This window comes from Polaromonas sp. P3_A5 (assembly GCF_056403055.1).
In genome coordinates this window covers 124712-150316 of record NZ_JBFUGF010000003.1, presented here as the reverse complement: position 1 = coordinate 150316, position 25605 = coordinate 124712, and the positions used below count along the sequence as shown (strand labels likewise).

The 25605-nt window shown below is 63.4% G+C and carries 21 protein-coding genes; 7 read left to right on the top strand and 14 right to left on the bottom strand.

Translation table 11 applies throughout. The annotated features are described in order from the left end of the window. Positions 1-164: 164 nt before the first annotated feature. Both AC1DU8_RS20165 and AC1DU8_RS20160 read right to left on the bottom strand, forming a co-directional pair. Complete coding sequence (locus tag AC1DU8_RS20165; protein WP_457281790.1) at positions 165-467, bottom strand: hypothetical protein; 303 nt, start codon at positions 465-467, stop codon at positions 165-167. 98 nt (positions 468-565) lie between these two features. After that, positions 566-1132 (bottom strand): flavodoxin family protein, encoded by a 567-nt coding sequence (locus tag AC1DU8_RS20160; protein ID WP_457281789.1) that lies wholly within the window; start codon positions 1130-1132, stop codon positions 566-568. Positions 1133-1228: 96 nt separating this feature from the next. On the opposite strand from AC1DU8_RS20160, the gene AC1DU8_RS20155 reads away from it, so the two are divergent. Further along, a complete protein-coding gene (locus AC1DU8_RS20155; protein WP_457281788.1) occupies positions 1229-1678 on the top strand; it encodes a VOC family protein in 450 nt (149 codons plus the stop codon). On the opposite strand, the gene AC1DU8_RS20150 is transcribed toward AC1DU8_RS20155, so the two are convergent. Then, a complete protein-coding gene (locus AC1DU8_RS20150) occupies positions 1647-2282 on the bottom strand; it encodes a LysE family translocator (protein WP_457281787.1) in 636 nt (211 codons plus the stop codon). The two genes, AC1DU8_RS20155 and AC1DU8_RS20150, sit on opposite strands and share 32 nt — an antisense overlap. Before the next feature lie 18 nt (positions 2283-2300). Further along, complete coding sequence (locus AC1DU8_RS20145) at positions 2301-2822, bottom strand: hypothetical protein (RefSeq protein ID WP_457281786.1); 522 nt, start codon at positions 2820-2822, stop codon at positions 2301-2303. Between the two features lie 98 nt (positions 2823-2920). Here AC1DU8_RS20145 and AC1DU8_RS20140 point away from each other — a divergent pair, with 98 nt between their 5' ends. Further along, positions 2921-3871, top strand: a complete 951-nt coding sequence (locus tag AC1DU8_RS20140) for a helix-turn-helix transcriptional regulator (protein ID WP_477670328.1) — start codon at positions 2921-2923, stop codon at positions 3869-3871. A 15-nt stretch (positions 3872-3886) separates the two neighbouring features. Here the strand turns inward: AC1DU8_RS20140 and AC1DU8_RS20135 are convergent, their stop codons facing one another. Then, on the bottom strand, positions 3887-5239 hold the full coding sequence (locus AC1DU8_RS20135) for a D-amino acid dehydrogenase (protein WP_457281784.1): 1353 nt from the start codon (positions 5237-5239) through the stop codon (positions 3887-3889). 107 nt (positions 5240-5346) lie between these two features. Here AC1DU8_RS20135 and AC1DU8_RS20130 point away from each other — a divergent pair, with 107 nt between their 5' ends. Together AC1DU8_RS20130 and AC1DU8_RS20125 are read left to right on the top strand one after the other, a co-directional pair. Next, on the top strand, positions 5347-6279 hold the full coding sequence (locus AC1DU8_RS20130) for a LysR family transcriptional regulator ArgP (RefSeq protein ID WP_457281783.1): 933 nt from the start codon (positions 5347-5349) through the stop codon (positions 6277-6279). Positions 6280-6478: 199 nt separating this feature from the next. Further along, positions 6479-10549 carry a PAS domain S-box protein gene (locus tag AC1DU8_RS20125; protein WP_457281782.1) on the top strand — a complete coding sequence of 1357 codons (4071 nt, stop codon included), beginning with the start codon at positions 6479-6481 and terminating at the stop codon, positions 10547-10549. 231 nt (positions 10550-10780) lie between these two features. Here the strand turns inward: AC1DU8_RS20125 and AC1DU8_RS20120 are convergent, their stop codons facing one another. Then, positions 10781-11332, bottom strand: a complete 552-nt coding sequence (locus tag AC1DU8_RS20120) for a hypothetical protein (protein ID WP_457281781.1) — start codon at positions 11330-11332, stop codon at positions 10781-10783. 277 nt (positions 11333-11609) lie between these two features. Continuing rightward, positions 11610-12461, bottom strand: a complete 852-nt coding sequence (locus AC1DU8_RS20115) for a metallophosphoesterase (protein ID WP_457281780.1) — start codon at positions 12459-12461, stop codon at positions 11610-11612. 116 nt (positions 12462-12577) lie between these two features. Between AC1DU8_RS20115 and AC1DU8_RS20110 the strand changes: the two genes are divergently transcribed. Beyond that, on the top strand, positions 12578-12991 hold the full coding sequence (locus AC1DU8_RS20110) for a DUF1801 domain-containing protein (protein WP_457281779.1): 414 nt from the start codon (positions 12578-12580) through the stop codon (positions 12989-12991). 33 nt (positions 12992-13024) lie between these two features. On the opposite strand, the gene AC1DU8_RS20105 is transcribed toward AC1DU8_RS20110, so the two are convergent. Next, complete coding sequence (locus tag AC1DU8_RS20105) at positions 13025-14569, bottom strand: sensor histidine kinase (protein ID WP_477666998.1); 1545 nt, start codon at positions 14567-14569, stop codon at positions 13025-13027. Positions 14570-14759: 190 nt separating this feature from the next. Here AC1DU8_RS20105 and AC1DU8_RS20100 point away from each other — a divergent pair, with 190 nt between their 5' ends. Next, entirely contained in the window at positions 14760-14936 is a 177-nt protein-coding gene (locus AC1DU8_RS20100; RefSeq protein WP_431099058.1) for a hypothetical protein, read from the top strand. 136 nt (positions 14937-15072) lie between these two features. Here AC1DU8_RS20100 and AC1DU8_RS20095 read toward each other — a convergent pair whose 3' ends face one another. From AC1DU8_RS20095 to AC1DU8_RS20080, 4 genes are all read right to left on the bottom strand, one after another. Beyond that, a complete protein-coding gene (locus AC1DU8_RS20095; protein WP_457281777.1) occupies positions 15073-16074 on the bottom strand; it encodes a Bug family tripartite tricarboxylate transporter substrate binding protein in 1002 nt (333 codons plus the stop codon). A gap of 402 nt (positions 16075-16476) precedes the next feature. Continuing rightward, complete coding sequence (locus AC1DU8_RS20090; protein ID WP_457281776.1) at positions 16477-17349, bottom strand: hypothetical protein; 873 nt, start codon at positions 17347-17349, stop codon at positions 16477-16479. A 96-nt stretch (positions 17350-17445) separates the two neighbouring features. Then, on the bottom strand, positions 17446-20226 hold the full coding sequence (locus tag AC1DU8_RS20085) for an autotransporter family protein (RefSeq protein ID WP_457281775.1): 2781 nt from the start codon (positions 20224-20226) through the stop codon (positions 17446-17448). 727 nt (positions 20227-20953) lie between these two features. Further along, positions 20954-21910 (bottom strand): LysR family transcriptional regulator, encoded by a 957-nt coding sequence (locus AC1DU8_RS20080; protein WP_457281774.1) that lies wholly within the window; start codon positions 21908-21910, stop codon positions 20954-20956. A 182-nt stretch (positions 21911-22092) separates the two neighbouring features. Between AC1DU8_RS20080 and AC1DU8_RS20075 the strand changes: the two genes are divergently transcribed. Continuing rightward, complete coding sequence (locus tag AC1DU8_RS20075) at positions 22093-22749, top strand: hypothetical protein (protein WP_457281773.1); 657 nt, start codon at positions 22093-22095, stop codon at positions 22747-22749. Between the two features lie 151 nt (positions 22750-22900). Here AC1DU8_RS20075 and AC1DU8_RS20070 read toward each other — a convergent pair whose 3' ends face one another. Together AC1DU8_RS20070 and AC1DU8_RS20065 are read right to left on the bottom strand one after the other, a co-directional pair. Continuing rightward, the gene (locus AC1DU8_RS20070) at positions 22901-24793 is read right to left on the bottom strand and encodes a phosphoenolpyruvate carboxykinase (GTP) (RefSeq protein ID WP_477727181.1); all 1893 of its coding nucleotides are present in this window, start codon (positions 24791-24793) and stop codon (positions 22901-22903) included. Positions 24794-25304: 511 nt separating this feature from the next. Further along, positions 25305-25472 carry a hypothetical protein gene (locus tag AC1DU8_RS20065; RefSeq protein WP_164483721.1) on the bottom strand — a complete coding sequence of 56 codons (168 nt, stop codon included), beginning with the start codon at positions 25470-25472 and terminating at the stop codon, positions 25305-25307. Positions 25473-25605: the final 133 nt, after the last annotated feature.

Genomic DNA, 25605 nt, shown 5'->3' with positions numbered 1-25605 from the left:
TGATGCGGTTCAGTACGTCATTGTTTAAGTCAATAGGGCTTGCGGCGCCCATGGGTCATGCGCAAGCAGCTATTAAAACAATAGCACTAAAGGGTGACTGTGAGTTGGCAAGCAGCGATGCGCCCGGGTGAGGGCCGCCACCGGGAGGGCCATCTGGGCTTGCGCTAGGACTTGAGCTTCTTGTAGGCGCGGCCCATTTCAGGGCCCTTGCTGGTGTCTTTCAACCCCCGCCGCAGATCGCGCCCTGCTTGTTCGACTTCGGCACTGGATTGCCCGCCCGTCATGTCAACGGACTGGTCGCGCTCGTGAGGCAGTCCCAGGCTGGCCTCGACGGAGGTGTCTTTGGGCGAACCCGCCTGCTCAGGACGTGAGCTCTGGACGCGCGGAGTTTTCGCCGGCATGCCCTTGCCCGAGACGGGTTGCTCCAGGGTGTTTTGCCGTGCGGCAGCGGATTTGGAAGATGTCATGGCACCTACTGTCGGCCCCGCCCCCCGGCAGGGCTGTCAGCCCGAAAAGGCAGCGTTTGTAGGAAACGGCCACCTTGCCTGCGCGAAGCCCGCGCGGCTCAAGCGGCCAGGAACGTCGCGGCTTGTGCCGTGGCGGCGGCATCGGCTTTGACGGCGTCGGGTGGCCCGCCTTTGCCCCACAGTTCGCCGCCGTAGTTCATGGCCATGAACTGCGCGCAGAGCCTGATTGAGTCCACCATGGGCTGCGCTTTGGCGCGGTCGCCGCTGGTGGTAATCAGCCACAAGGTTTTTTTCGCCATCTCGTCCTTGAAGGGCAGGCCGGGCACGCGCATCCAGGCGCTCCAGTGGTCGAGGTAAATCTTCAGCGGCGCCGGAATGCTGTACCAGTACACCGGGGCCACAAACACAATGTCGGTGGCGTCCATCGTGGCGTCCAGCAGCATCTTCATGTCGCCTTCCGGCATGGCGTACTGACCCGTGGTGTGGCGCTGATCGACAAACAGCGGCATCCGCATGCGGGACAGGTGATGCCAGGCCTGGGGCGTGCCGGCCGGCAGTGCGGCGGCGGCTTGCTGCGCCAGCCACTCGGTGTTGCCCAACGCACCGGGCTCGCGTGTGGAGGTGGCAAGAAAAAGAAATCGGGGGTTCGGATTCATGGCGGCCATGGTACTGGCTGATGCAGGCCTTTGCTTGTACAGGGTCTGGGTACCGCGTGCCAGAATAAAGCGATAAAACGCAGCCTCACTGGAGCCTTCCTCGCCATGATCCATATTCGCGACATCGACCACATCGTCCTTCGGGTCACAGATCTGCAGGGCATGCTGCGCTTTTACCAGCAGGTGCTGGGCTGCAGCCTGGAACGCCGGCAGGACGAAATCGGCCTGGTGCAACTGCGTGCCGGGCGTTCGCTGGTGGATCTGGTGCCGGTGGATGGCACGCTGGGCCGGGCCGGCGGCGCGGCTCCAGGCAAGGAGGGCCGCAACGTCGACCATGTGTGCTTTCGTGTCGAGCCCTTCGACGCGGAGGCCATTCGCCGCCACCTGGCGGCCCACGGCGTTGAGGCAGGCAAGGTGGAGTCGCGCTATGGCGCCGAGGGCGAAGGGCCTTCGATTTATCTCAACGACCCCGAAGGCAACACTGTGGAACTCAAGGGGCCGGCATGGCCCGAGGGCGCCAACCCTAAAACTGCCGCCAGCCCTGCCACGCCGTGAAGCATGCGCCGGCGATCAGCACGGCACCCACGGCGCGCGCCATGGCAACACTGGCGCCCGGCCGCTGCGCCAGCCATCGCCGGGTACCCGCGGCAGCCAGCGCCAGCGAACCGTATACGCCGCTTTGGGTAATGGCGATGATCAATCCAAGCGCCACAGCCTGAACCCAGAGCGAGCCGTATTCCAGCCGCAAAAACTGCGGAAAGATGGCCAGCATGAAAAGGTAGGCTTTCGGGTTGAGCAGGCAGGTGAGTGCGGCTTGCCGGAAGGTGCGCCACGGGGACGGCGGCTCGATGTCGGGCAAAGCGCCGAAAACAGACGTGCTGCGCATCAGTGACCACCCGATCCAGGCGATATACAGGCTGCCCGCCACCAGCATGACATTGACCATGCCCGGAACCAGTTGCAGCAGAATGCCCAGCCCCAGCGCGCCTGCCACGACGTGGCAAATACCGCCCGCCACAATGCCCGCGACGGCGAAGAGGCCGGCCCTGCGCCCGCCGGTCAATGAGCTGGCCATGACGAACGCCATGTCCATGCCGGGCAGGATGATGATGCCCAGCACCATGAGGAAAAACAGCCAGAGGTGTGCGAAGTGGTCCATCAATGAGCCTGTTTGTTTCTAGCGGTGTACCGCGTGGTAAGCGGGGCGTGACAGGCTCATCACCCAATTGGTTTCCCAGTGGCGGCCGCCGTCTTCCGAAAAGGCCTGTTCCCAGCGGGCGTGGGTAGGTGTGATGCCGGACCAGGTGAAGCGAACCCGCACGGGCCGGCCTTCATGGCTGTCGTTTCCCTCAAACCGGCCTACGCCGTCGGCAAACGAACCGGTCACCGGCGGCTGCAGCAGGCCGTTGTTGTGGCTGACCCAGTAAATGCTCCACAACCGCGTTTGCGGATTGAAAAACCGCAAGGCCATGCCGATGGTTTCCTTGTTTTCGGTGACAAGGTCGTTCATGTTGCCGAGCCCGCCCAGCAGCAGCGCGCCGTCCTGCACGGCTTCGAAACTTTCCCAGTCGGTACAGCCCTCCAGTCGCCGGCGCAGACGCTTGTTGCTGACCAGCCAGCGCCCGGTGATGAAATTGAAATCGTGGCGCCCGTCGGCGAGCTCGGCAAGGTCCGGTGTATGAGTCAGGGTGGTGGTCATGGCTTGAAGTGCTTGTGGCACCGCAGTGGATATGTGAAAACCAGTCTAAAAAGGTAATAGGGCTGTTTCGGCCCTAATTAAGCGGTAGACTTTTCACCATGTATTCCCCCACCACGCGCGTGCTCACCGTCCTGGAACTGCTGCAGTCCCACGGCCGGCTGAGCGGTGCCGAGCTGGCGCGGCGGCTGCAGGTGGATGGCCGTACCCTGCGCCGCTACATCGCCAAGCTGGAAGACCTGGGCATCCCGGTGGTGGCTGAGCGTGGCCGCTACGGGTGCTACAGCCTGATCGCCGGCTTCAAGCTGCCGCCGATGATGTTCACCGACGACGAAGCGCTGGCCCTGTCGCTGGGCCTGCTCGCCGCGCGCGGCCTGGGGCTGGCTGAGGCAGCGCCTGCCGCGGAAAGCGCGCAGGCCAAGCTGGAACGCGTGATGCCGTACCAGCTGAAAAACCGCGTCCGTGCGCTTGGTGAAACCGTGACGCTGGACATGCGCCATGCGGTGGCCCCCGGCGACAACACGGCGTTGCTGGCCTTGAGCACCGCAGCGCATGGCTGGCAGCGTGTGCACATGGCGTACCGTTCAGCCGACGACGATGTCACCGAGCGAGACTTTGACGCCTACGGCCTGGCATTTCGCCGCGGCCGCTGGTACGTGGTGGGCTGGTGCCATCTGCGCGGGGCGCTGCGCTCATTCCGCCTGGACCGTGTGCAGGAAGTCCGGCCGCTCAATGTGGTGTTTACGCCGCCGGCAGATTTCAACGCCGCGCAGCATCTCGTCCTGGGGCTGGCCACCATGCCGCGCACAAACACCGTGCGCCTGTTGCTGCACACCGATTTGCAGACGGCGCAAATGGAACTCCCCGACAGCATTGGCGTGTTCCAGCCCAGTGACGAAGGCGTGCTGCTGCACAGCCAGACCGACCACATCCCGTGGTTCGCCAGACAGCTTTCGCGGTTGCCATTTGCTTTCGAAATCCAGGAGCCACCTGCGCTGCGCACCGCGCTGCGCGACCACGCACAACGCACGCTGGACCAGCATGCGGCCTGAACAGGCAGGTGCGGATCAGGCGGTTTCAGGTTCCAGGCTGCCGCGCGCTCGGGCCAGCCCATAAAAACCGAAATCCATGGCCGGAACCTCCCCGCAGATCAGCTCGGCCATGGCCTTGCCCGACCCGGCGCCGTGCGTCCAGCCCAGTGTGCCATGTCCGGCATTCACCCACAGGCGGCCGACTTTGGTCTTGCCGATGTAGGGAATGTTGGTGGGCGTGGCGGGACGCAGGCCGGTCCAGAAATTCGGCGTACCGCCCTGTTCTTCAAGGCGGGTGTCGCACACGCCCGGCAGCACTTCTTCGATGCGGTCGGCCAGCATTTTGCAGCGCGCCCTGGCCAGCGGTGTGTCCAGCGAAAGGTCGTAGCCGCCGACTTCGATGGTGCCGGCCACGCGCAAGTGATCGCCGAGGCGGCTCATGGCGCATTTGACCTCGTCGTCAATGGTGCTGACGAAGGGCGCAAGTTCCGGCTTGAGCAGCTTGAAGGTGGCGCTGTAGCCTTTGCCCGGATAGATCGGCAGGTCAACGCCCACCGAGCGCAACAGCGGCGCCGTGTACGAACCGCAAGCCACCACGATCTCGTCGGCCTTGAGTTTCATGACGGGACTCTCACTGCTGCCCGGCACGGTGCGTGCCCGGACGGCGACCGACTGGACCGCTCCACCGGACTTTTCCAGTCCTTCGATGTTGTGTTCGTAGAGAAAGCGTACGCCCTTGTCGGCGCAGCGCTGTGCCAGCGCCTGGGTGAAGACGCGCGCGTCGCCGCTTTCGTCGCTGGCGGTATAAGTGCCTCCCACGATGCGGTGCGCAAATGCCTTGAAGGCCGGCTCTATGCCCAGCAACTCGGCCGTGCTCACCACGCGGCGCGCCACGCCGTACTTCTGCATCAGCGCCGCCGCTTCACCGGCGGTATCGAACGACTTCTGGTCGGTGTAGTAGTGCGCGATGCCGCGCTCCAGCCGGTTGTATTCAATGCCGGTGGCCCTGACCACCTCCTTGAGCGCGATATGGCTGTAAGCGCCGAGGGCCACCAGCTGCTGCACGTTGCGCTCAAACGCGGCGTCGTTGCATTGCGACAGAAACTGCAGGCCCCAGCGCCATTGCTGCCAGCCATCGCCGAAGGGCAATTGCGGCCGGAACAGCAGGGGCGCATCGTTGCGAAACATCCATTTCAGGGCCTTCAGGGGGGCGTCCTTGTTGGCCCAGGGTTCGCAATAGCTGACCGAAATCTGTGCGGCATTGCCAAAACTGGTTTCCAGGGCGGCTCCGGGCTGCCGGTCCACCACAGTTACCTCATGGCCGCGCTCCAGCAGGTGCCAGGCAGTGCTGACGCCGATGATTCCCGCTCCCAAAACCACTACTTTCATACAAGCCCCTTTACAGCTTTCAAGTGTGAAGGATGTTGCTTTCAATTAATAGAAAAATTAAACTATCAGTGAAAACATCAGAACAACTAATACAAAGGAGGCTCTGCATGAGCACTTTTGATCCGGATGCGCTCGAATGCCTGGCAGCCATCGTGGAAGAGGGCGGCTTTGAGCGGGCGGCCCAGCGCCTGTCGATCACGCAGTCGGCGGTGTCGCAGCGCCTGCGTGCACTGGAGGCCCAGGTCGGCACCGTGCTGATCGTGCGCAGCAGGCCGCTCAAACCTACTTCAGCCGGTCAGCTGCTGCTGAAACACACCAAGATGCTGCGCCTGTTGCGTGCCGACCTTGAGCGCGACCTGAAAGAGCTGGCGCCCAGCTCGCTTGGTGGTGCGCGTGAGGAAGAGCGCATTTCCATCGCCATCAATGCCGACAGCATTGCCACTTGGGCCCTGCCGGCGCTGACCGACCTGGCGCAGCAGGGCCTGCCCATGGAGATCATCCATGACGACCAGAACTTCACCCACGAGTGGCTGCGTGAAGGCCAGGTGCTGGGCTGCGTCACCACGCTCAAGCAGGCGCTGCGCGGCTGCAAGGTGGAACCGCTGGGCGCGATGCAGTACATCGCGGTGGCCACGCCGGAGTTTGCGCAAAGGCGGCTTGGCCTGGGCGGGAAGCAGGATGCAGCCGCCCTGACGCAGTACAACTTTCGCGATGTGCCTTTTATCGCGTTCAACCGCAAAGACGAACTGCCGGTCGATTTCGTCGGCAAAGCTTTCGGGCTCAAGCGCGTCACCCTCAACCAGCTCTTTGTGCCGTCATCGGAAGGCATGGTCAGGGCGGTGCTGGCGGGCTGGGGCGTCAGCGTGGTGCCGCGCCTGCTGGCGCAAGGACTGATTGATACAGGCCAGCTCGTCAACGTGGCGTCCAGCTACACCTTGCCCATCCAGCTCTACTGGCATTGCTGGAACCTCGAGTCTGAAGTGCTGGACGCGCTCACCGCCGCACTCAAGCAGTCTGCAGCGCAGTCGTTGGTGACCTGATCACACGAGGCGAGCATTGCGTGATGGCCGCGCATGACTGGCCGACGGGGACATCAGGGCGGCCGTACGGTGTCGCTGTTTCACTCGCTGACAAAGACAGGCAGGGGAGTAATCCCATTTACAAAAGGCAGCGGCTTCCGCACACTGTGACCTGATGCGCGCTTGGCGCTGCATTGCAGTGAAAGGCACGAGGTAACGAATGCTGGGATGGCTGGGGCTGCGTACCCGTCTGGTTTTGCTGGTGCTGCTCGCGCTGCTCCCGCTGTTCGGCTTGCTCGCGTATTACGCCGAACAAGGTCACCGGACTGCGCTGGAACATGCGCAGGTTGACCTGCAGGCCCAGGTCGCGCTGCTCGCCACACACCAGCAGCGCACGGTGGACAAGGTCCATGAGCTTCTCAACGGCCTGGCCAGTGCGCCTCATATCAAAAGCCGCGAGCCCGGACTGTGCGGGCAACAGCTTAAAAATATCCATCGGGAGCACCCCGAGTTCACCCATGTGGGCGTTGCTGCGCCGGACGGCCGGCTGGTCTGCAGCTCACTGGGCCTTCTTCCCGGCAGTATCCAGGAAGACGACCGGCCATTTTTCCTGCAAATCATGGCCGGGCAGCGTTTTGCCATCGGGACTTACGGCATTGGCCGCAGCAGTGGCCTGCCGGGCCTGATCTTCGCCATACCGGTCCACACCGATTCCGGCGCCATGGGCGGCGTGGCCTTTGCCTCCCTGGGCCTGAAGGCGCTCGCAGAACCCTTGACCACCGCGTCCATGATGCCGGGTGCAAGGCTGACGGTGCTTGACCGGGATGGCGTGGTTCTGGCTGTTTCCCCGCAGGCGCCTTCCTGGCTGGGCCGGCAGCACCCGGATTCCGCCGTACGCCAGGGAGTGCAAACTCGCCACTTGGGCGTACTGCATGCGCCTGATGCGCAGGGAAGCCAGCGGGTCTACGCTTTTGCGCCGGTTCCCGTCGAAGGCCGCGATGGGCTATTTGTGGCGGTCAGTGTCCCGCAGGAAATCATCGGCGCGGAAAGCCGCGACAACCTGCTTTCGGAGCTGGCGGCCTTGCTCGCCGTGGCCGTGGCAAGCGCAGCCTGTGCGTGGTGGATGGGCAACCGCCTGATCGTCAACCCGGCCAAGGCGATTCTGAAAGAAGCTAATGAGGTTGCAGAGGGCAATCTCGGGGCGCGTGTCAGGCTGGGTCCGTTGTACCAAGGGGAGCTTGGCGATATCGGGCAGACTTTCAATCGCATGGCCGGCTCGCTTCAGGCGCGGCAGGAAGAGCTTGATGCCGCGCTCAGCCGTGTGGACAAGGAGCGCTCCCTGCTCGACCTCATTCTCAACAGCATGAGTGAGGGTGTAATCGCAGCGGACACCGAAGGCCGCTTCCTGGTGTTCAACGCGACGGCCCGCAAGCTCTTCAATGCGGCTACACCGGGCCCTGGCATGCGGGTCGAGGAATGGCGGCGCAGCCATGAGCTACTGATGCTTGACGGCAAAACCCACTTGCCGGAAGCTGAACGGCCGCTGACACGCGCTGCCCGCGGCGTCAGTACCGACAACTGGGACCTGCTATTTCGCAGGCCCGGCGCCGAAGACCGGGTGCTCCGCATGAGCACCCGGCCCTTACGCGGTGACGACGGCACGCTGGTGGGTGGCGTCGCGGTGTTCAACGACATCACCAAAGCCAAGGCCGCCGAAGAATTCGCGAAGGCACAGGAACAGGTGCTGGCACTGATTGCCGGGAGCGCGCCCCTGCAGCGCTCGCTCGAAGCCGTGGTGCAATTAATTGAGACGAGTTCCCCGGACAGCCTGTGCTCGATCCTGCTGCTGGATGGCCAGCACCTGCGCCTGGGTGCAGCGCCCAGCCTGCCGGACAGCTACAACCAGGCCATTGAAGGCTTGCCGGTTGGTGAAGGGGTGGGCGCCTGCGGTACCGCGGCGTTTCGCAACGAGATGGTCGTGGTGGAAGACACCCAGCTGGATCCGTTGATGAAAGACTATCGCGAACTCCTGGCCACGCACAACCTGCGCGCCTGTTGGTCGCATCCCGTGGTGTCTACCACTGGCGAGCCGCTGGCGACGTTTGCCATCTACCACCGCTATCCGTGTGCCCCCCAGGCGCACGACCTGGAGCTGATCGCCACCGCGGCGCGGCTGGCCGGCATTGCGCTGGTACGTGCCCGCGCCGAGGCGGCGCTGGTCAGCAGCGAAGCGCGCTTTCGTGAGCTTGCAGAAAACATCAACGACGTTTTTTACAACGTGGATCCCCGCTCGGGCCAGCTTCTCTATATCAGCCCCGGCTATGAGAAGGTGTGGGGGCGCAGCCGCGAGAGCCTGTATGCCAACCCCCTGTCATATGCCGACGCGGCGCTGCCGGAGGATCAGCCTTTGCTGAAGCTCGCCAGGAAGCGCAACCGAACCGGCGAATCCTCCGACATCGAATACCGCATCCTGTCCACGGACGGCAAGCTCCGGTGGATACACGACCACTCCTATCCGGTGCTCGATGCGTCGGGCGTGCTCGAACGTGTGGTGGGCACCGCGCGCGACATTACCGACCGCAAGCTTGCCGACCTGGCGCTCGCAAACACCAACCGGGCCCTGCAGATGCTGAGCCAGTCCAGCATCGCCATCAACCGGATCGAAGACGAGGAGGCCCTGTTGGCCGAAGTCTGCCGTGTCGCCGTCGACGTGGGCAGCTACCGCATGGCATGGGTCGGGTATGCGCAGAACGACGAAGCGCGCACCATACAGCCCATGGTGCACGCCGGTAACGAGGGTGGCTACCTGACGGTGATCCGCTTGACCTGGCGCGATGACCAGGTCACGGGCCAGGGCCCCGCGGGCCAGGCCATTCGCACGGGGCTGCCCCAGCAAAGTGGCGACATCGGTCAGGCTGAAAATCACTTCTACTGGCATGCCGACGCGATGAAGCGAGGCTACCGGAGCGCGGTCTGCCTGCCCTTGCGCGAAGGGGGCCGCAGTTTTGGTGTGCTGTGCCTTTATTCGGCCGAAGCGCAGCACTTCACCCCTGAAGAAATCAAGCTTCTGCAGGAGCTTGCCGACAACCTGGCATTCGGCATCGTCAGCTTGAGAGAACGGCTGGAGCGCCAGCGCAGCCAGGAGGCGGCGCGCCAGGCCGCAGTCAAACTGCGCGAACAGGCCTCGCTGCTGGACAGGGCCCAGGATGCCATCATGGTCCGCAACCTGGACCGGACCATACGTTTCTGGAACAAGAGTGCCGAACGCCTTTACGGCTGGACGGCCGAAGAAGTGCTGGGAAAATCGATGGAAGAGTTCATGTACGAGGATCCCCAGGTGCTTGTGGACGCCATGGCCCGCACGCTGGCCAATGAAGGGGACTGGACCGGTGAACTGGAGCAGCACGCCAGAGATGGTTCAACGGTGGCCATCGAAGCACGCTGGACGGTGGTGCGCGACGAAGAAGGCAAGGTCAACGGGGTGCTCGGCATCAACACCGATATCCGAGAACGCCGGCGTGCGCGTGAAGAAATTTTGCGGCTCAACGCCAGCCTGGAAGAGCGCGTGCAGCAGCGCACCGCGCAGCTCGAATTTGCCAACAAACAACTGGAAGCGTTTTCCTATTCCGTGTCCCATGACCTGCGCAGCCCGCTGAGTGCCATCGACGGATTCAGCGACCTGTTGCAGCGTGCCATGAACAAGTCCGACAGCACACCGCTGTCGGAGCGCAGCCGGCATTACCTGGCGCGCATACGGGCCGGGGTGGGGCAAATGGGGGAGTTGATCGATGCGATGTTGACGCTGGCACAGGTGTCGCGCTCAAGCCTGCGCTGGGAGCCGGTCGACCTCAGCGCGCTGGTCCAGGGCATCCTTGATGGCTACCGTGAACGCGAGCCCGAAAGGCCGGTGGATCTCCATGTTGAAGCGGGTTTGACGGGGCAGGGTGACCCGCGCCTGCTCATGCAGTTGCTGGACAACCTGCTGGGCAACGCCTGGAAATTCAGCGCCAACCAGGAGCGCACCGAAATCACCTTCGGCCATGAGATCGGGGAAGACGGAGAGACGGTTTATTTTGTCCAGGACAAGGGCGCCGGCTTTGACATGGCCTATGCGGAGAAGCTGTTTGGCGCGTTCCAGCGCCTGCATTCGCTGTCGGAGTTCGCCGGCACCGGCATTGGGCTGGCCACGGTGCACCGCATCGTGGCACGGCATGGCGGGAAGGTCTGGGCCCAGTCAGCACTGGGGCAGGGCGCCACGTTCTATTTCACGTTGGGTGAGAGGACTTTGTAGTACCCCCGTCCAGGCTCACTGCGTGTAGCCTGTTCCCCCCTCAAGGGGGCGGCGCCTGGGGCCGGCGAAGCCGGGCCCTCGGCCCCCATTGGTGAAATACCTCCATCACTGGCCGTATTCACCGAATCTTCAAGCCAGCATGAGCCGCGGAACCGGCTTTGCCGGGCCGCAGGCGGGCGGCCCCCTCGGGGGGCAGGGAGCTACACGAAGTGAGCGACCGTGGGGGCTAGTCTAGAAACTCTGCGAGCGCAGAGTTTCGCGCAGCGTCTGCGCTTTATCTGCGTCGAACTGACCTTCAACCCGCGCCAGCACTTCACCCTGGCGGTTGACCACCACGGCGTAGACCTGGTCCGTGCCGTTGAGGCCGGCCGCGCGCACAAAACTGGCCCGGTCGGTGAACACCGGCACCAGCCTGGCGCGCTCGGTGTCGGCCGTGTAGTGCTTGAGCAACCTGTTTTCGACGGCGCTGCGCCCCGTCGGTGTGCCGGGGTCATTGACGATCGGCATGCGCATCCACGCGATGGACGAGTCGTTACGCAGGTTCAGCCCCTGGATCCAGCTCTCGGCCTGGACGTGCTGGCCGCGCTGGAAGGTGATCAGTGCAAGGGTGCGGTCAGAGGGCAAGCCATCCGGTACGTTGACCGGCTGGCGCAGCAGTGTTTGCGCCATGAAGGCCGGCATGTGCCCCATCACGCTGGCCTCATTGGGCGACGCGAACGCAAACGCAAACGCAAGGCCGACGGCAACCAGCCAGGCGCCAAGATAGGACACGTTGCTTTTCATGGTGCTCTCCCCAATGCGGGTGCGGTACAGGAAGTCCTGCATGAACCCTTCATGCAAGATACATGCAAGCCGAACAGTGCGCAAACCAACAATTGGAACAAAGTGTTATCACCTTCGTGCTGACCCTTGGGTTCCGCGTTGCCGGTCGTGGTTGGGTTACGCGATGCGCAGGAAGTTCAAAAAAATGCCGCCGCCGTGTGCGCTGCGGCGCTACGACTTTAGTCACCAGCGGCACGCCGGCACCACGCACATAAGAGGACGACTGAGTGCTTGAGTGCTATTGGCCGACGCGGATCAGCAAGTCGGGTAAAAACCCGTCCTGTTCATGCTTGCGTGCATAACCCAGCGGGTTCGCCACTACGCGGCAGCCGCGGCTGATGTAATTAATTACGCAATGCAGATGCCCATGCAGCCACAGGTCGGCCAGCGGCAGCAGGTCATCCAGCGCATTACAAAAGCCCGCTGTACCCGGCACCAGGCCATAGCGCGGGTCGGCGCTCAGCAAGCTGGGGGCGAAATGCGTCACGGCCACGGTAGGCCCTTCAAAGGGTACGGCCAGTGCCTGCCGCAACCAGGCCTGGCTTTTGAGGCCCTCTTCGCGCACATCGGCCGCCAGCAGTGGCTGGCCATCGCGAAAGGAATGGTTTTTTTGGAGGTAAAAGTTGGCGGCGCGGAATGCTTTTTCGCGAGCTTTCAATTGCTCGCCCGGCGTAATGTCCGATGCCTGGGCCTGGCCTGCGCTCAGGGCGTCAAAGTCGGTCCACAGCGTGCTGCCCACAAAACGCACACCCTGCAGCACCACGGTTTCACGCTCAAGCCAGACCATGCCCAGGCGCTCGCAGGTTTCGCGCAGCCGCACATGGGTTTCATCAAAGTCCAGGCCGTCGTATTCGTGGTTGCCCGGGACAAACAGCACCGGCGTCGGCCAGCCGGCGCCGCCGCGCTCTGCCGGCAACGGTGAAAACCGCGCCAGGCCAAAGTCGCCGATATTCAATTCGTCCAGCAACGAGCCCTTCTGGTAGGAGCCGATGTCGCCCGCCAGCACCAGCAGGTCGGCACCGGGCACGGGCTGCGCTGTGAAGTGGGGATTGGATTCAAGGTGCAGATCGGAAAGGAGCTGGATGTTCACCCGCCCATTGTGCGGGAAGATGTTTCGATCTCTTCCTTGCTGGAGTTTTAGCTTGCGCGACCTTGCGCCCATGCGCTAGATTGCGCATGGCATCAGCAGATGAACCGGAGCCGCTTGTGAAGCAGATCGAAAACGCAGCCGTCGCGCAGACCTTCGCGGCCTACCCACCGGCGCTGCGGCGCAAGCTGCTGGCCCTGCGCACGCTGATCCTGGACACGGCATCGGCCACACCCGGCGTGGGCGAGCTGGAGGAAACCCTCAAGTGGGGCGAGCCGGCCTACCTCACGTCAGTCAGCAAAAGCGGCAGCACCGTCCGCCTGGGGCCGGTCAAGTCCAGCCCGTCGCAGTACGCCCTGTACTTCAATTGCAACACCACGCTGGTGGACACCTTCCGCACCTTGTTTCCGGGCGAGCTGCGTTATGAGGGCAACCGGGCCATCGTGCTCGATGCGGCCGATCCACTGCCGCGGGATGCCTTGTCGTTCTGCATTCAGGCGGCGCTGACCTACCACCGGAAAAAAGGCCCCTGAAACGGCAAAACCGCCGGCGCCGGGCGGGGTGCGTCAGGCCAGCGGCGCCAGCAGGCGCACGGTGAATGTCGTGCCCTGTCCGGGCCGGCTGGTGACTTCAATCTGCCCCTGGTGCAGGTCAACGCATTCCTTCACGATGTGCAGGCCGATGCCGGTGCCGGAAATATTGCCGACATTGGTGCCGCGGTGAAAGCTGCCGAAAAGCCGCGGCAGGTCGGCTTCCGGGATGCCGATGCCGTGGTCGGTGATGCGCAGGTGGATCTGGTCGCCCACGCCGCGAACGGCAAACTGCACCGGCGTGTCCGGGTCCGAATATTTCAGTGCATTGCCCAGCAGGTTGACCACGATGTGCCGCAGCAACTGCTGGTCCGCCGTGCGCGGCGCGTCCAGGCCGTCGCAGGTCAGCGACACGCGCGCGGCCTGCGGGTTGCCGCGCTCCAGCTCACCCATCACCTGCACCAGCCAGTCGGGCACTGCCAGCGGTGCGGCTTCGAACTGGAACTTGCCCAGCTCCAGGCGGCTGGTCAACAGCACCTGCTCGACCATGCTGTTCATGCGGGCCACCGCCGTCTTGATTTGCCCCAGAAGCTCCCGGCGTTCGCTGGCCGGAAAGCTGGCCCCGTAGGCGTCCAGCAGCTCCACGGACGACAGGATGGCGGCCAGCGGTGTGCGGAACTCGTGCGATGTCACGGCGACAAACCGTGACTTCAGCTCCGACAGCTCGCGCTCGTGCGCCAGCGCCTTGCGCATGTCTTCCTCTGCCTGGCGCTTGCGCGTGACATCGGTCAGGAAGTTGAGCGTGGCGGGCGCGCCCTGCCATTCAAACATCACCGCGCTGATCTCCAGCCAGCGTATGGCGCTGCGGCTGTGTTGCACGCGAAACTGGTAGTAGTTCTCCACCGGCTCGCCGCGCAGGCGCTTCATGTGGTTGCTCAGCACCTTCTCGCGGTCGTCGGGGTGGATGAATTCGATGAAGGGCCGGGACTTGGCGGTTTCCTCGTCCAGCGAGGTCAGCTCCAGCGCCTTGGGGTTGGCATACAGGATGCGCCCGGCCGCCGTGACAAGAATGCCCTCGCTGACGTTTTCCACCACCGCGCGGTACTTGGCCTCGGAGTCGTTGCGCCGGCCGATCTCCACACGCAGCTGCTTGGAGGTGTCGAGCTGCCAGGTGATGTTGTTGGCCAGGTGGATGACGCGCAGCAACTGCCCCGAAGGGCTGTGCATGGGCAGTGCGCGCTGGCTCAGCCGGGCGTTGCCGCCCTGCGGCCGTATGACCCTGTACTCTTCGCTGCGCTTGAGGGGGCTGGTCTGCAGGCTCAGCACCCGCTCGCGGTCTATCGGGTCCACATGCTCCAGCCATTGCCAGGGCCGGTCTGCCAGGGTGTCGGCCGACAGGCCCCAGAACGCCTCGAACGCCGGGTTGGTATAGGTGATGCGGCCAGTTTGCGGGTCCCAGGACCAGAGCATGGCGTCAATATTTGAGGCGATCTGCCGCAGCAGCGCCAGCGCCCCGTCCGGCGATGAAGCAGGGGTCTCAGCCGTGGGCAGGGAAGAGGAGGGATTTGGGGGATGGGCCACAGCCCAAGCATAGCCGCCGGCTCCGTGAAATTTTTCCCGGAAATCACGTAGAAATCACCCGCATGTGTCGCCGCGGGGCATCACATGCATTTTTTGCATGGGTTTGGGCCTCGGTTAGGCTTGAAACCCTAGGGAAAACCCTTATTCTTCATTCACCGCAACTTTTTCACCCCATGAAGGTGACCCTGACATGTACAGCCTGATTTCCCAGATCGCCCGTTTCCTGCCCGCCGCAACCCGCGTGGCCCCTGTAAACGGTGTGGCCCACAACCTGATGGAACGCGCCGAAGCACGCGCCGGCCGCAATCCGCTGCAGGCCCAGGAACTGCGCAGCGCCGCCTACGCTTACCTCAGCGTGGTTCGCTGAGCCCCCACGCTTCCCCACTTCGAGCCTGCGGCGCGCTGCCCCTTTTCTCACGTACGGGGCTGCCCGCCTTGCGGCTGGCAAAGCCAGACCGCGGCTTCAGCTGGTAAAGACGGGGTCTTGCTCGGGGCGGATGCGGTCAGAGCTTGACCCCTGCTCCTTTGACGGCGGGCGACAGTACGGCTACCTGCTCCTTGACGAAGCCGGTGAACGCCGCCGGGCTCATGGGCTGGGTGGTGATGCCCAGCTCCAGCATCTTCTTTTTGATCTCTGCCGTTGCCAGTATTTCGTTGCAGGCGCTGCTCAGCCGTGCCACGACGTCGGCCGGCATGTGCGCCGGGCCGCTCAAACCAAAGAAGTTGTCCAGCACCAGCTTGCGGTAGCCAAACTCCACCACGCTGGGCACATCCGGCACCAGCGGTGAGCGGCTGGCCGACGTTACGGCCAGCGGCACCAGCTGCCCGCTTTTGAAGTAAGGCACAAACGCCGTCAGCACGTCGATGCCCACGGGGATCACGCCCCCGATCAGGTCTGTCGTCATGGGCGCACCGCCGCGGTACGGGATGTGCACCAGGTTCACGCCCATGGACTTTTTCATCAGCTCGCCGTAGATGTGGCCGATCGAAGCCGGGCCGCCCGAGCCGAAGTCGAGCCGGCCCGCCTTGCGGGCCTGCGCTTCCACATCGGTAATCGTCTTGATGGGCGCGTGCGGGTTGGCCATCACCACGCAGGGCGCATTGCCGATCAGCGCGATGTGGGTGAAGCCTTCCACCGGGTCATAGGGCTGCTTTTCCAGCGCGAACGGGCCGATGGAAACCGGTGTCGAGTTGCTCAGCATCAGCGTGTAGCCGTCCGCCGGCGCCTGCGCCACCACCAGGCCTCCCACGCTGCCGCCCGCGCCCGGCCGGTTGTCGACCACCACCGCCTGCCCCAGCTTTTTGCCCAGCTGCTCGGCCATCACCCGCGCGACGATGTCGCTGGCGCCGCCGGCCGGAAAGGTCACCACGATCTTGATCGGCTTGTCCGGCCAGGCAGCCAGGGCCGGCAGCGCCATGGACGCGGCGCCGCTGGCGAGGATCTTCAGCGCGGTGCGGCGCGCAAGTGGGTGGGAGGGCGTTGGGGTGTGTGGGTGGTCTGGCATGCGCGGCTCCTGCGTACAGTTTGTGTGCAAAAGTGTGTGCAAAAACCATGCCCCTCGCCGCGAGCCGCTTGAATGGGGTTGCCCGTGGGCGTTCGGCGTCGGCGAGATGCTACTGAATTAATAGCGGCTAGCGCCTGTTCTCATTGGGTTGCAGCCCGATTGAGTGGGTAAAAAGCGATTCAGGGGGCTTTTTATCCTCCAGCCTGCCCCTGGGGTGCCGCAAAAGCCTTGGCGACGCCGGAAACCCCGAGAAAACCACTGATTTCAAGTGCCAAAGATGGCTAAAGCCCAATACAAACGGGCGCAAGCAGCTATCTATTTGATAGCGAATGGCATGGCAATCTGCCGCCGGCTTCAGTCGCCTCGATAGGGTGCGTGCGTGATCCTGCTGCCGGCCCGCGGCTACCGCCACAGCTCCCCGTTAAAGGAGACGCTTTTGACCATGTGTTCCTCCAGGTAGGCTTCCTTGTAGGCGGAACGCACGGTTTTCCAGGTTTCGCTGGTTGCCGGGAGTTCCGTGCGTGCCGAGATGACGGCGCGAAACGGAATGTGGCCGACGCCGGTGAAGGTGGCTTCTGAACGCAGCACCACATTGCAGTTAATGGTCTCTCCCGGCCCGATCAAGCCGCCAGGGCAGATGTCAGCCTGCACATCGCTGGCTTTCAGTGCCAGCTTTGTGTTGGGAAGAGGGTTGAGGGTCAGGGCGATGCGCGGCGGGGTCACGCGGACGGCGCGGCGGCTTGCGTTGGTCAGGCTAAAACCGAAGGAGACGCTGCGGTCCAGCCAGGTGACCTTTTGCTGGAACTTGACCTGCAGGTTAGGCGTCAGGGAGTCCACCAGTTCATCGACCACCTTGATGCGCTCCAGCCGCTTGCGTTCCGCGGCCTGGGCGTCGGGCACCGGTTTCTGCACCGGCTCCGCAACCGGTTCCGCTGCGGCCTTGGGCTGCTGGATCTCGGCCTTCATCTGCTCCATGTTGGCGCGCAATGCCTCGGTCTGGGCCTTGGCTTCGGCGAGCTTTTGTTCAAGCTGCTGCTGGTTCTTCTGGTTCGCGGCCATCAGCTGCTGCATCAGCAGCTGGGCTTCCTTCTGTGCCTTGGCCGCAGGCCGGTCTACCAGGGTGTAACGCGCTGCGCTGCCGGCCACCACAATCGCCAGGCCGATGATCAGCAAAAAAACGATGGTGTCGTATCGGTGGGCGCCGGCGTCCTTGCCGGGTTTCGGTTTGGGTTGGCGCGGCGGGAGAGGCGGCAGGGATGGCGGGATGGGGGGCATGCTTTTGTAAGCCATGAGATATGACGCGGGTGTGGCTGGATTAAATGTGTTGTGAATCAGGTCGGTCAGGGGGCAACATGCCTTGAGATGCCCGGCTCACCATTTGCCGCGCACCCCCATCAGCAGGGCCAGGTTGCGCTGGCGTGCGTTCTGTTCGGTCTGGAGGTCGGCGAAGAGGTTGAAGTTGTCGTGGATGCGGCCCGAAACGCCCACGCCCAGGACCACCGTGTTGGCATTGAGGGCCACGCCCGCGATCTGGAACTGGTAGGGCGTGCCGGCGCCCTGCAGCTGCGCCGTCATCGGGGTGTTGTATTTGCCAAACTCATGTGCCCACACCACCCGCGGTTCGATCCGCAGCCGGCCCACGTCAAAGCCGGCTTTCAGCCCCAACATCGATTTGGTCGAGTACACGGTTTGCGCGGCAACCTGCAGGTTGAGCGCACCGGCGCCCTGCTCGGCGAAACCGTTGGTCTGGTTGCGGCTGAAGGCCAGCGCGGCCATCGGTTGCAGCGTCCAGCCGGTCATGTCCAGGTCGTAGGTCAACTCGCCGTAGGCCGTGGCGGTGCTGCTGTCGAAATTCGACGAGGCCAGGCGGGCGATCGGCCCGACCACGATGCCGCGGTCCATGTGGTTGCCGTGAAACGCCACGCTGGTCACGCCATTCAGGCGCCAGGCCCCGTCGGTGTAGCCGGCGTACATCGCCAGCGCCGCGCTGCGAGCCCTGCCCTGGTCACCTGAATCAAAACTGACCCTTGATGTGCCCATCGTCACGGCGCCGCCCAGCATCAAGCCTGGCGACACTTCGGCGTCGTAACCCGCGCTCAGGCCGGTGCTGTTCAGGCGGCTGGCCATGGCATTGCCGTCGCTGTCGGTGATTTGGTGGCTGCCGTAACCGCGCAGCCAGAAACCGCAGCCGTCTTCGATGGCCGGGAAAAGCGCCCTCAGGGCTTCGCGGCCCGCAACGTCGTCGCTGCCGCAGACTGAGCCCAGGCTGCTTCGGCCCACGCGTGCCTGCAGCTGTTCGCCGAATGCGGCGGCAAAGCTGGGGCCGGCACGGCGCAAGGCGACCAGGTTGGCACCGCCTATGGCATCGAAGGCGGCGAGGGCCTGCGGCACTGAAAGGCTGTTGAGGGCGCTGAGCACCGTGCTCATGTCGCCGCTCGCGCTGCCGGAGGCATTTTGCAGCGCATTCGAGGCTGACTGCTGGTTGGGCGTCATGCCGGGCAGGGTGTTGTAGCCGGTGCTGTTGCGCGCCAGGGTCAGGTACACATTGTTGGGGTCGTAGGTGAGCGACGGCGTCAGAAACGCCAGGTTGGTCGTGAGCCCGCTAAAGACGCCGGTGCGCCCGCCTGTGGCATTGAGGATGGTGTACTGCGTGGTCGGCGAGTAGGTGCCGGCGCTGGCCAGCACGTTGACCGTGCCGCCGTTGATGGTCAGCGTGCCGGTGGCGTTGGTGCGGTCGTTGCTGCCGGCTGCATCGACCTCCACGCTGTAATTGGAGCCCGCATTGAAAGTCAGATTGCCGACGACGGTGAGCGTGCCGATGGAATTGCCGGGCGCCAGCGTGCCGCCCGACTGGATGGTGGTGTTGCGCACGGAACCGGTGCCGCCCAGCGTGCCGCCGTTCTGCACCTGCACGGCAGAGTTGGTCAGGCTGCCGTTGACCGACAGCGTGCCGCCGCTGACGACGGTAGTCCCGCTGTAAGTGTGGGTGCCGGAAAAGGTGACATTGCCGGTGCCGCTTTTGACCACGTTGCCGGTGCCGCTGATGACGCCGCCAAACGTTCCGTTGCCTGCTTGCAAGAACTCCAGGTTGGCGTTGGTGGTAATCAAGCCCTGCAGGTTGGCGGTAGTACCGCGCAAGGTGCCGCCATTGATGGTGGTGCCGCCGGTGTAGGTGTTGGTGCCAGAAAGAATCACCGTGCCGCTGCCTTCCTTGACCAGTGCGCCGCCGCCGCTGACGGACCCTGCATAGGTGCCATTGGTGGTCTGGTCGAAGGTCAGCACGCCGTCGTTGCTGATGGCTCCCTGCAGGCTGGTGGTGCTGCCGGTCAGGCGGGCATTGGTTCTGATGAAAGTGCCGCCGGTGTAGCTGTTGGCGCCCGTCAGTATGGTGGAGGAGCCCCCGGGGTGGCGGAACACTTCTACCCATCCGGCGCCGCTGATCGCCGCGGAGAAGGTGTAGGGCGTGGCGTCGTTTTGGTTGAACTTGATGCTGGAGCTGGCATTGCCGAAAACCACGGCGTCAGCATTCAGGGTGCCGCTGGGCCCGATGTTGCCGATGACCAGCGTCCCGGTGCCCACATTGCCCAGGTGCAGGGTGCGGGTGCCGCCCACCGTCACGGTGGCGCCGGTGCGGATGCCCAGGAGCCCGTCTCCATTGTTGCCAACAATGAACTGGTCGCCCGGAGCCAGGCTGAGGGGGGACACGTTCAGGCTGGCGCCGGCGCCGTCCATGAGGATCTGCCCTCCGGTCACCGTGTCGCCCACGCTCAGCCGCGTGGCCGTGACGCTCCCATTAATCAGCATTGATCCCGCGTTACCCGGCGTCGGCGTGGTGCCCAGCAGGAGCGTGCCAGCGGCCAGGGTGCGGCCCGCATGGACGACCACCTGGCCGTTTTCCTCCACTTGCAGCGTGCCCACCTGGGCGGCTGGTCCACTAATAATGTCCACCTGCTGGTTCGTCGGGACCCTTGCCAAGCTGGCGGCTGTAGGCGTGCCGCCACTCCAGTTGGCCGCGTCGTTCCAGTCCTGAGTGCCTGCGGCCGAGAAATCGTTGGTGACCTGGGCATGGCCGGCATGCGGTGCCATGGCCAGGCCGGCGAATGCCAGCGCCAGGCCAAGCGGCTTGAGGGGAAAGTGCGGGCGGGAATTCATGCGGGCCGGTTTTGGGGTGAGGCTTCAAGCCGTGCCGGTCAGCAGAACCCAAAGACGATTGCCTTGCCAGAGGACATCGCGATTTCGGCTGCAGGCGCAGTTAATAATTTAGCTAACATTTCTTAACGTATGCCTCGCAGTAACTATGGCCTCCGGAAAGAGCTCCGTACGGGTGTGATGTCCATGTTTTGACTTTGCTTCACGTTACATTTTTTTGCAAGTAGGTCGTTTGACAACTTATAACGCCCAGAGCGTCAAATGGGAGAACTAAAGAATTAATTTGATCTTGTGGCGTTGACTAAGAGTGGCCGGAGGCTGGCCTGTAGCCAGAAAAAGCGGCGCCACACGCTGAAAATCGCACCGCAGGGCACCGGATCCGGGTCATTCAGTGCGCTGTTTTGGTGTCTGCGTTGCGTGCTGGCCACACCGCAGCCGGGAACTGCAGTGGTTTGATCCGCTTGCCACGGCTGCTATCAAATAGCTAGCGACTTGCGCTCGTCTTTGTTGGCTAAAACACCAATATGATGGGAAAAAAGTGTGCTGGAGAAGCGCGCCGCAGTAGCGATGGCTCCCGGCGACGATTTCCGCGCCCAAAACTGCCTGGTTTGGCATCAAAAATGACCCTCGCCCAATACTGACTTGCGCGAGCAGCTATGATTTTTATAGCGCTGTGTAGACGTCTCTCCGGATAGCCAGGCTGGCCAGTCCTTTGGGTGGGTCAGGGGCTTCAGGCCAAAAATGCCCTGTCGGCCGCACGCACCAGCACCTGCCGCAACCACGCATGCGCGCTGCGTTGTTGCGAACGCCGGTGCCACAGGGTATCCACGTGCACCGGTGACACGTCAAACGGCAGGGGGCGCAGCACCAGCTGGTCGGCAATGCCCGTCACCCCGACGAAATGCCGCGGCAGCACGGTGAGCAGGTTCGAGTTCGCCACGACGCGCCCGGCAGTGAAGAACTGGTTGACCGTCAGCACCACATGCCGCTCCCGGCCCAGCGAGGCGAGGGCTTCGTCGACGAAACCATAGGGACGGCCCGAAAAACTCACCAGCATGTGGCGCGCCGCACAGAACTTGCTCAGTGTGAAGGGGCCGGTAGCCAGCGGGTGGTCTTTGCGCATGACGCAGACGTATTCGCCGTCATACAGCCGCTGGTGCAAAAAGGGCAGGGGCTCGCCACTTTGCGCGCCGGCCGTCAGATCGGCCAGCACCGAGGGAAAGTAGCCGACCGCCAGGTCGCACAGCTCCTCGTCCAGCAGGCGCCGCGGGTCGCGTGTGGTCAGTGGAATCACGCGGATCGACACGCCTGGGGCTTCCTGGTCCAGTGTCTCCACCAGGCCGGGAATCAATTCGGCTGCGGTGGCGTCGGCCATGGCCAGCACGAAGATGGTGGTGGCTTCGCCGGGCACGAATTCGTTGGGCACCAGCGACTCCTGCAATTGCTGCAGGGCCTCGCGCACGGCCGGCCAGATCGCCACGGCGCGCGGGGTGGGCGCCATGCCCTGGCCGCTGCGCTGTACGAGCTCGTCGCCCAGGGTCTCACGCAGCCGGCGCAGGGCATTGCTGACAGCCGGCTGCGTCAGCGACAGGTTGCGCGCCGCCCGGGTCAGGCTGCGCTCGGCCATCACTTCGTCAAACACGCGAAGCAGGTTGAGGTCCAGGGTCCGGAAATTGAGCGGGGTCACGGCTTGGGGCGGGTGTTGAAGGGCGAAAAAGAGGGTGAAAAGAGGGTGGAAAAGCTCAAATTATCACCAATGTGAATGAATTACATCATAAAGATAAAGTTGAATAACATCAGTGATAACCCTAATATCCTCCTACCCGCTGCAATTTTGGTTCAGCGGAGTTAACCCAAAGGGAGTTCACCATGACCAGCTTCGTCAATATCAAATATTCCACACAGCACCCCGGCGTTGTCCGCGCTGAGTCGGCCTTTGGTGCCGTACGCCAGCTGGGCGGTGCTTTCTCCGGCACCCGCGGCCTGGCCACTCTGCTCTTGTCCGCTGTTGCGGCCGCCGTGATGGTGGTGGCTTACCAGGTGATGGACAGCGTCGCCGAAGGCCACCTGCTGGTCATGTGGATCGGCATCTGGGCTGTCGCCTTTGCTGTCCTGGCGATTTTCGCCGGCGCTGCGCGCAATGCAGCCGTCAGCCTCAAGGTCGGCCTGGACGCCTGGTCGCGTAGCCTGGCCGAAGCCCGCGCCGACCAGCGCCTGTGGCAAGCCGCCAAGAACGATCCCCGCGTGATGGCCGACCTGCAAGTTGCAATGGCCCGTCAGCAAGCCGCCGTTGAAGAGGCTGTTGCTGCCCCCGCAGCCGTGGTGTCCGCTCCGGCCGGCCTGACACAGCGCGCCCTGCGCCTGGGTGGTGCAGAACTGAAGGCTTTCCTGCGCAGCCAGGCCGACACGAAAGTTGCCGCTGCCGAAGCTGTGGTTGATGAGGCATCTGCTCCAGCCGGACTGTCACAGCGCGCCCGCCGCCTCGGTGGTGCGGAACTGCGGGCTTACCACCGCAGCTACATCTAAGCGCCAGGCGCCTCTACGCCGCGCCGCTCTTTGCAGCGGCCCACAAAAAAAGCCACCGGAACGGTGGCTTTTTTTTGCCTTGGCGCAGTCATTGCACCAGGAATGAGGCGTACCGCAGGTTGTGCGAAACGCCCCGCGCGTGGTGTGCCGGTCAGACGGCCAGGCGGCGCTCGATCGCGGCTTTGGTCTCCTCCAGCTCTTGCGGCAGGTGATGTTCGAGTTGCTTGAACAGTTCGGCGTGCAGTTCCAGCTCCTTGAGCCAGGCGGCCTTGTCGATGCTGGTCACGGTCTTGAACTGCTCGGCGCTGAAGTCCAGGCCGGTCCAGTTCATGTCTTCATAGCGGGGGCTGACGCCGGTGATGTGCTCGACGCCCTGGCCCTTGCCTTCGATGCGGTCGATCATCCACTTCAGCACGCGCATGTTTTCGCCGTAGCCGGGCCAGACAAACTTGCCGTCTTCGCCTTTGCGGAACCAGTTGGCGGTGAAGATTTTCGGCAGCTTCGCGCCCGAGGCTTCGAGTTTCTGGCCCACGTTGAGCCAATGCTGGAAGTAGTCGGCCATGTTGTAGCCGGCAAAAGCGATCATCGCGAACGGGTCGCGGCGCACCACGCCAACCTGGCCGGTGATGGCGGCCGTGGTTTCGGAGCCCATGGTGGCGGCCATGTACACGCCTTCCACCCAGTTGCGGCCTTCGGTGATCAGCGGCACGGTGTTCGAACGGCGGCCGCCAAAGATGAAGGCGTCAATCGGCACGCCGGCAGGGTCGTTCCAGGCCGGGTCCAGCGCCGGGTTGTTGGTGGCGGCCACGGTAAAGCGTGAATTGGGGTGGGCGGCCTTGGCGCCGGTTTCCTTGGCGATTTGTGGCGTCCAGTCCTTGCCTTGCCAGTCGATCAGGTGCGCCGGCAATGCCTTGCCGGGGGCGTCCTGCTCCATGCCTTCCCACCAGACGTCGCCGTCGTCGGTCAGGCCGACGTTGGTGAAGATCACGTTTTTGTCCAGGCTGCGCAGGCAGTTGGGGTTGGTCAGCATGTTGGTGCCCGGTGCCACGCCGAAGTAGCCGGCTTCCGGGTTGATGGCGTAAAGGCGACCGTCCGCACCCGGCTTGATCCAGGCGATGTCGTCGCCGATGGTGGTGACCTTCCAGCCTTCAAAGCCTGCCGGCGGCACCAGCATCGAGAAATTGGTCTTGCCGCAGGCCGAAGGGAAGGCCGCCGCGACGTGATACTTCTTGCCTTCGGGCGAGGTCACGCCCAGGATCAGCATATGTTCGGCCAGCCAGCCAGGGTTGCCGGAGCCGTCTTGCGAAGCCGCGCGGCCCATGTTGGAGGCGATGCGCAGCGCAAAACACTTCTTGCCCAGCAAGGCGTTGCCGCCATAGCCGGAGCCGTAAGACCAGATCTCGCGCGTTTCGGGGTAATGCACGATGTACTTGGTTTTGTTGCAAGGCCATTTCACATCTTGCTGGCCTTCGGCCAGCGGCGCACCCACGGTGTGCACGCAGGGGACGAATTCGCCGTCGAGGCCGAGCACGTCAAACACGGCTTTGCCCATGCGCGTCATGATCTTCATGTTGACGGCCACGTAAGGGCTGTCGGACAGTTCAATGCCGATGTGCGCGATGGGCGAGCCAAGCGGGCCCATGCTGAAAGGCACCACGTACATGGTGCGGCCCTTCATGCAGCCATCAAACAGGGGCTGCAGTGTGGTGCGCATTTCAGCGGGGGCCATCCAGTTGTTGGTCGGGCCGGCGTCTTCCTTTTTGGCCGAGCAAATGAAGGTACGGTCTTCCACGCGCGCCACGTCGGTCGGGTCGGAGCAGGCCAGGAAGCTGTTCGGGCGCTTGGCTTCGTTAAGCTTTTTGAAGGTGCCGGCGCCGACCAGTTGCTGGCACAGGCGCTGGTATTCGGCGTCGCTGCCGTCGCACCAATAAATGTTGTCGGGCTTGCACAAGGCCACCATGTCGGCAACCCAGGCAATCAGTTTGGCATTCTTGACGTAGGGGGGCGTGTTGAGGTTAAGCCCTTGCATCGCGGGGTGGTTCATCGAAAAAACTCCAAAGTTAAAAAGCGTTATTTCGGGAAACGTCGCGCGGCAACCTGGATGGTTGCGACACGGAGACGTTTATCGAAATAAGGCTTGGAAGCTTCCCTTTGCACAACAAACAGGTCCCGGTCGGCGGGCGTTGCGCAAGCTTCAAAAGTGCTGCGGCGCAATGACAAAAAGCGGCAGCGTGAGGCTGCTTTTCATCTTCCACGGATCGGCCAGTCCAATTCATTTTAAGAAGATCAGCGCGAGTTACCTGTAAGTTACAGGCAAAAGTTATGCATAACCGGCATGAGGTTATGCATAGACTGCGCCGGGGTTCCGGCAGTCATGACATCGGGGTGAAGAATGCCTGGACGGCCGTTTCGGCCCGCAGTTTCAGGCCGGTTCCTCGGTGAACAGGCTGAAGGGGTCGGGAAGTGGGCGGGGAAGAGAGTGGAGAAGAGGGCGCGGAGCCCCGGAAACAAAAAAGTCCGCAAGATGCGGACTTTCGGGGTGAGAGCGGGGGCTTTCAGGCCATGTAGATGGCGATAAACGCCAGCAGGAACATCAGCACGCCGCCCACCACGGGCAGAACAATGGGGATCAACGGAACGATCGCGTCGACGGCATCCTGCTCCTGGGCGGGAGTGGCGCTGTCGTGGGCTGCATTGGTGGTGTGGCTGGCTGGACTGGACATGGGGTTGATTCCTGAAATGCTTGAGAGTCTTGGCAGATTTTACCTGCATGAAGATGGTTACATGAAGATGCGGGCGACAAAGATGCCCGGCGCCTGGCTTGCGGTACCCTTTGCCATGCTTATTTGTGGAAGG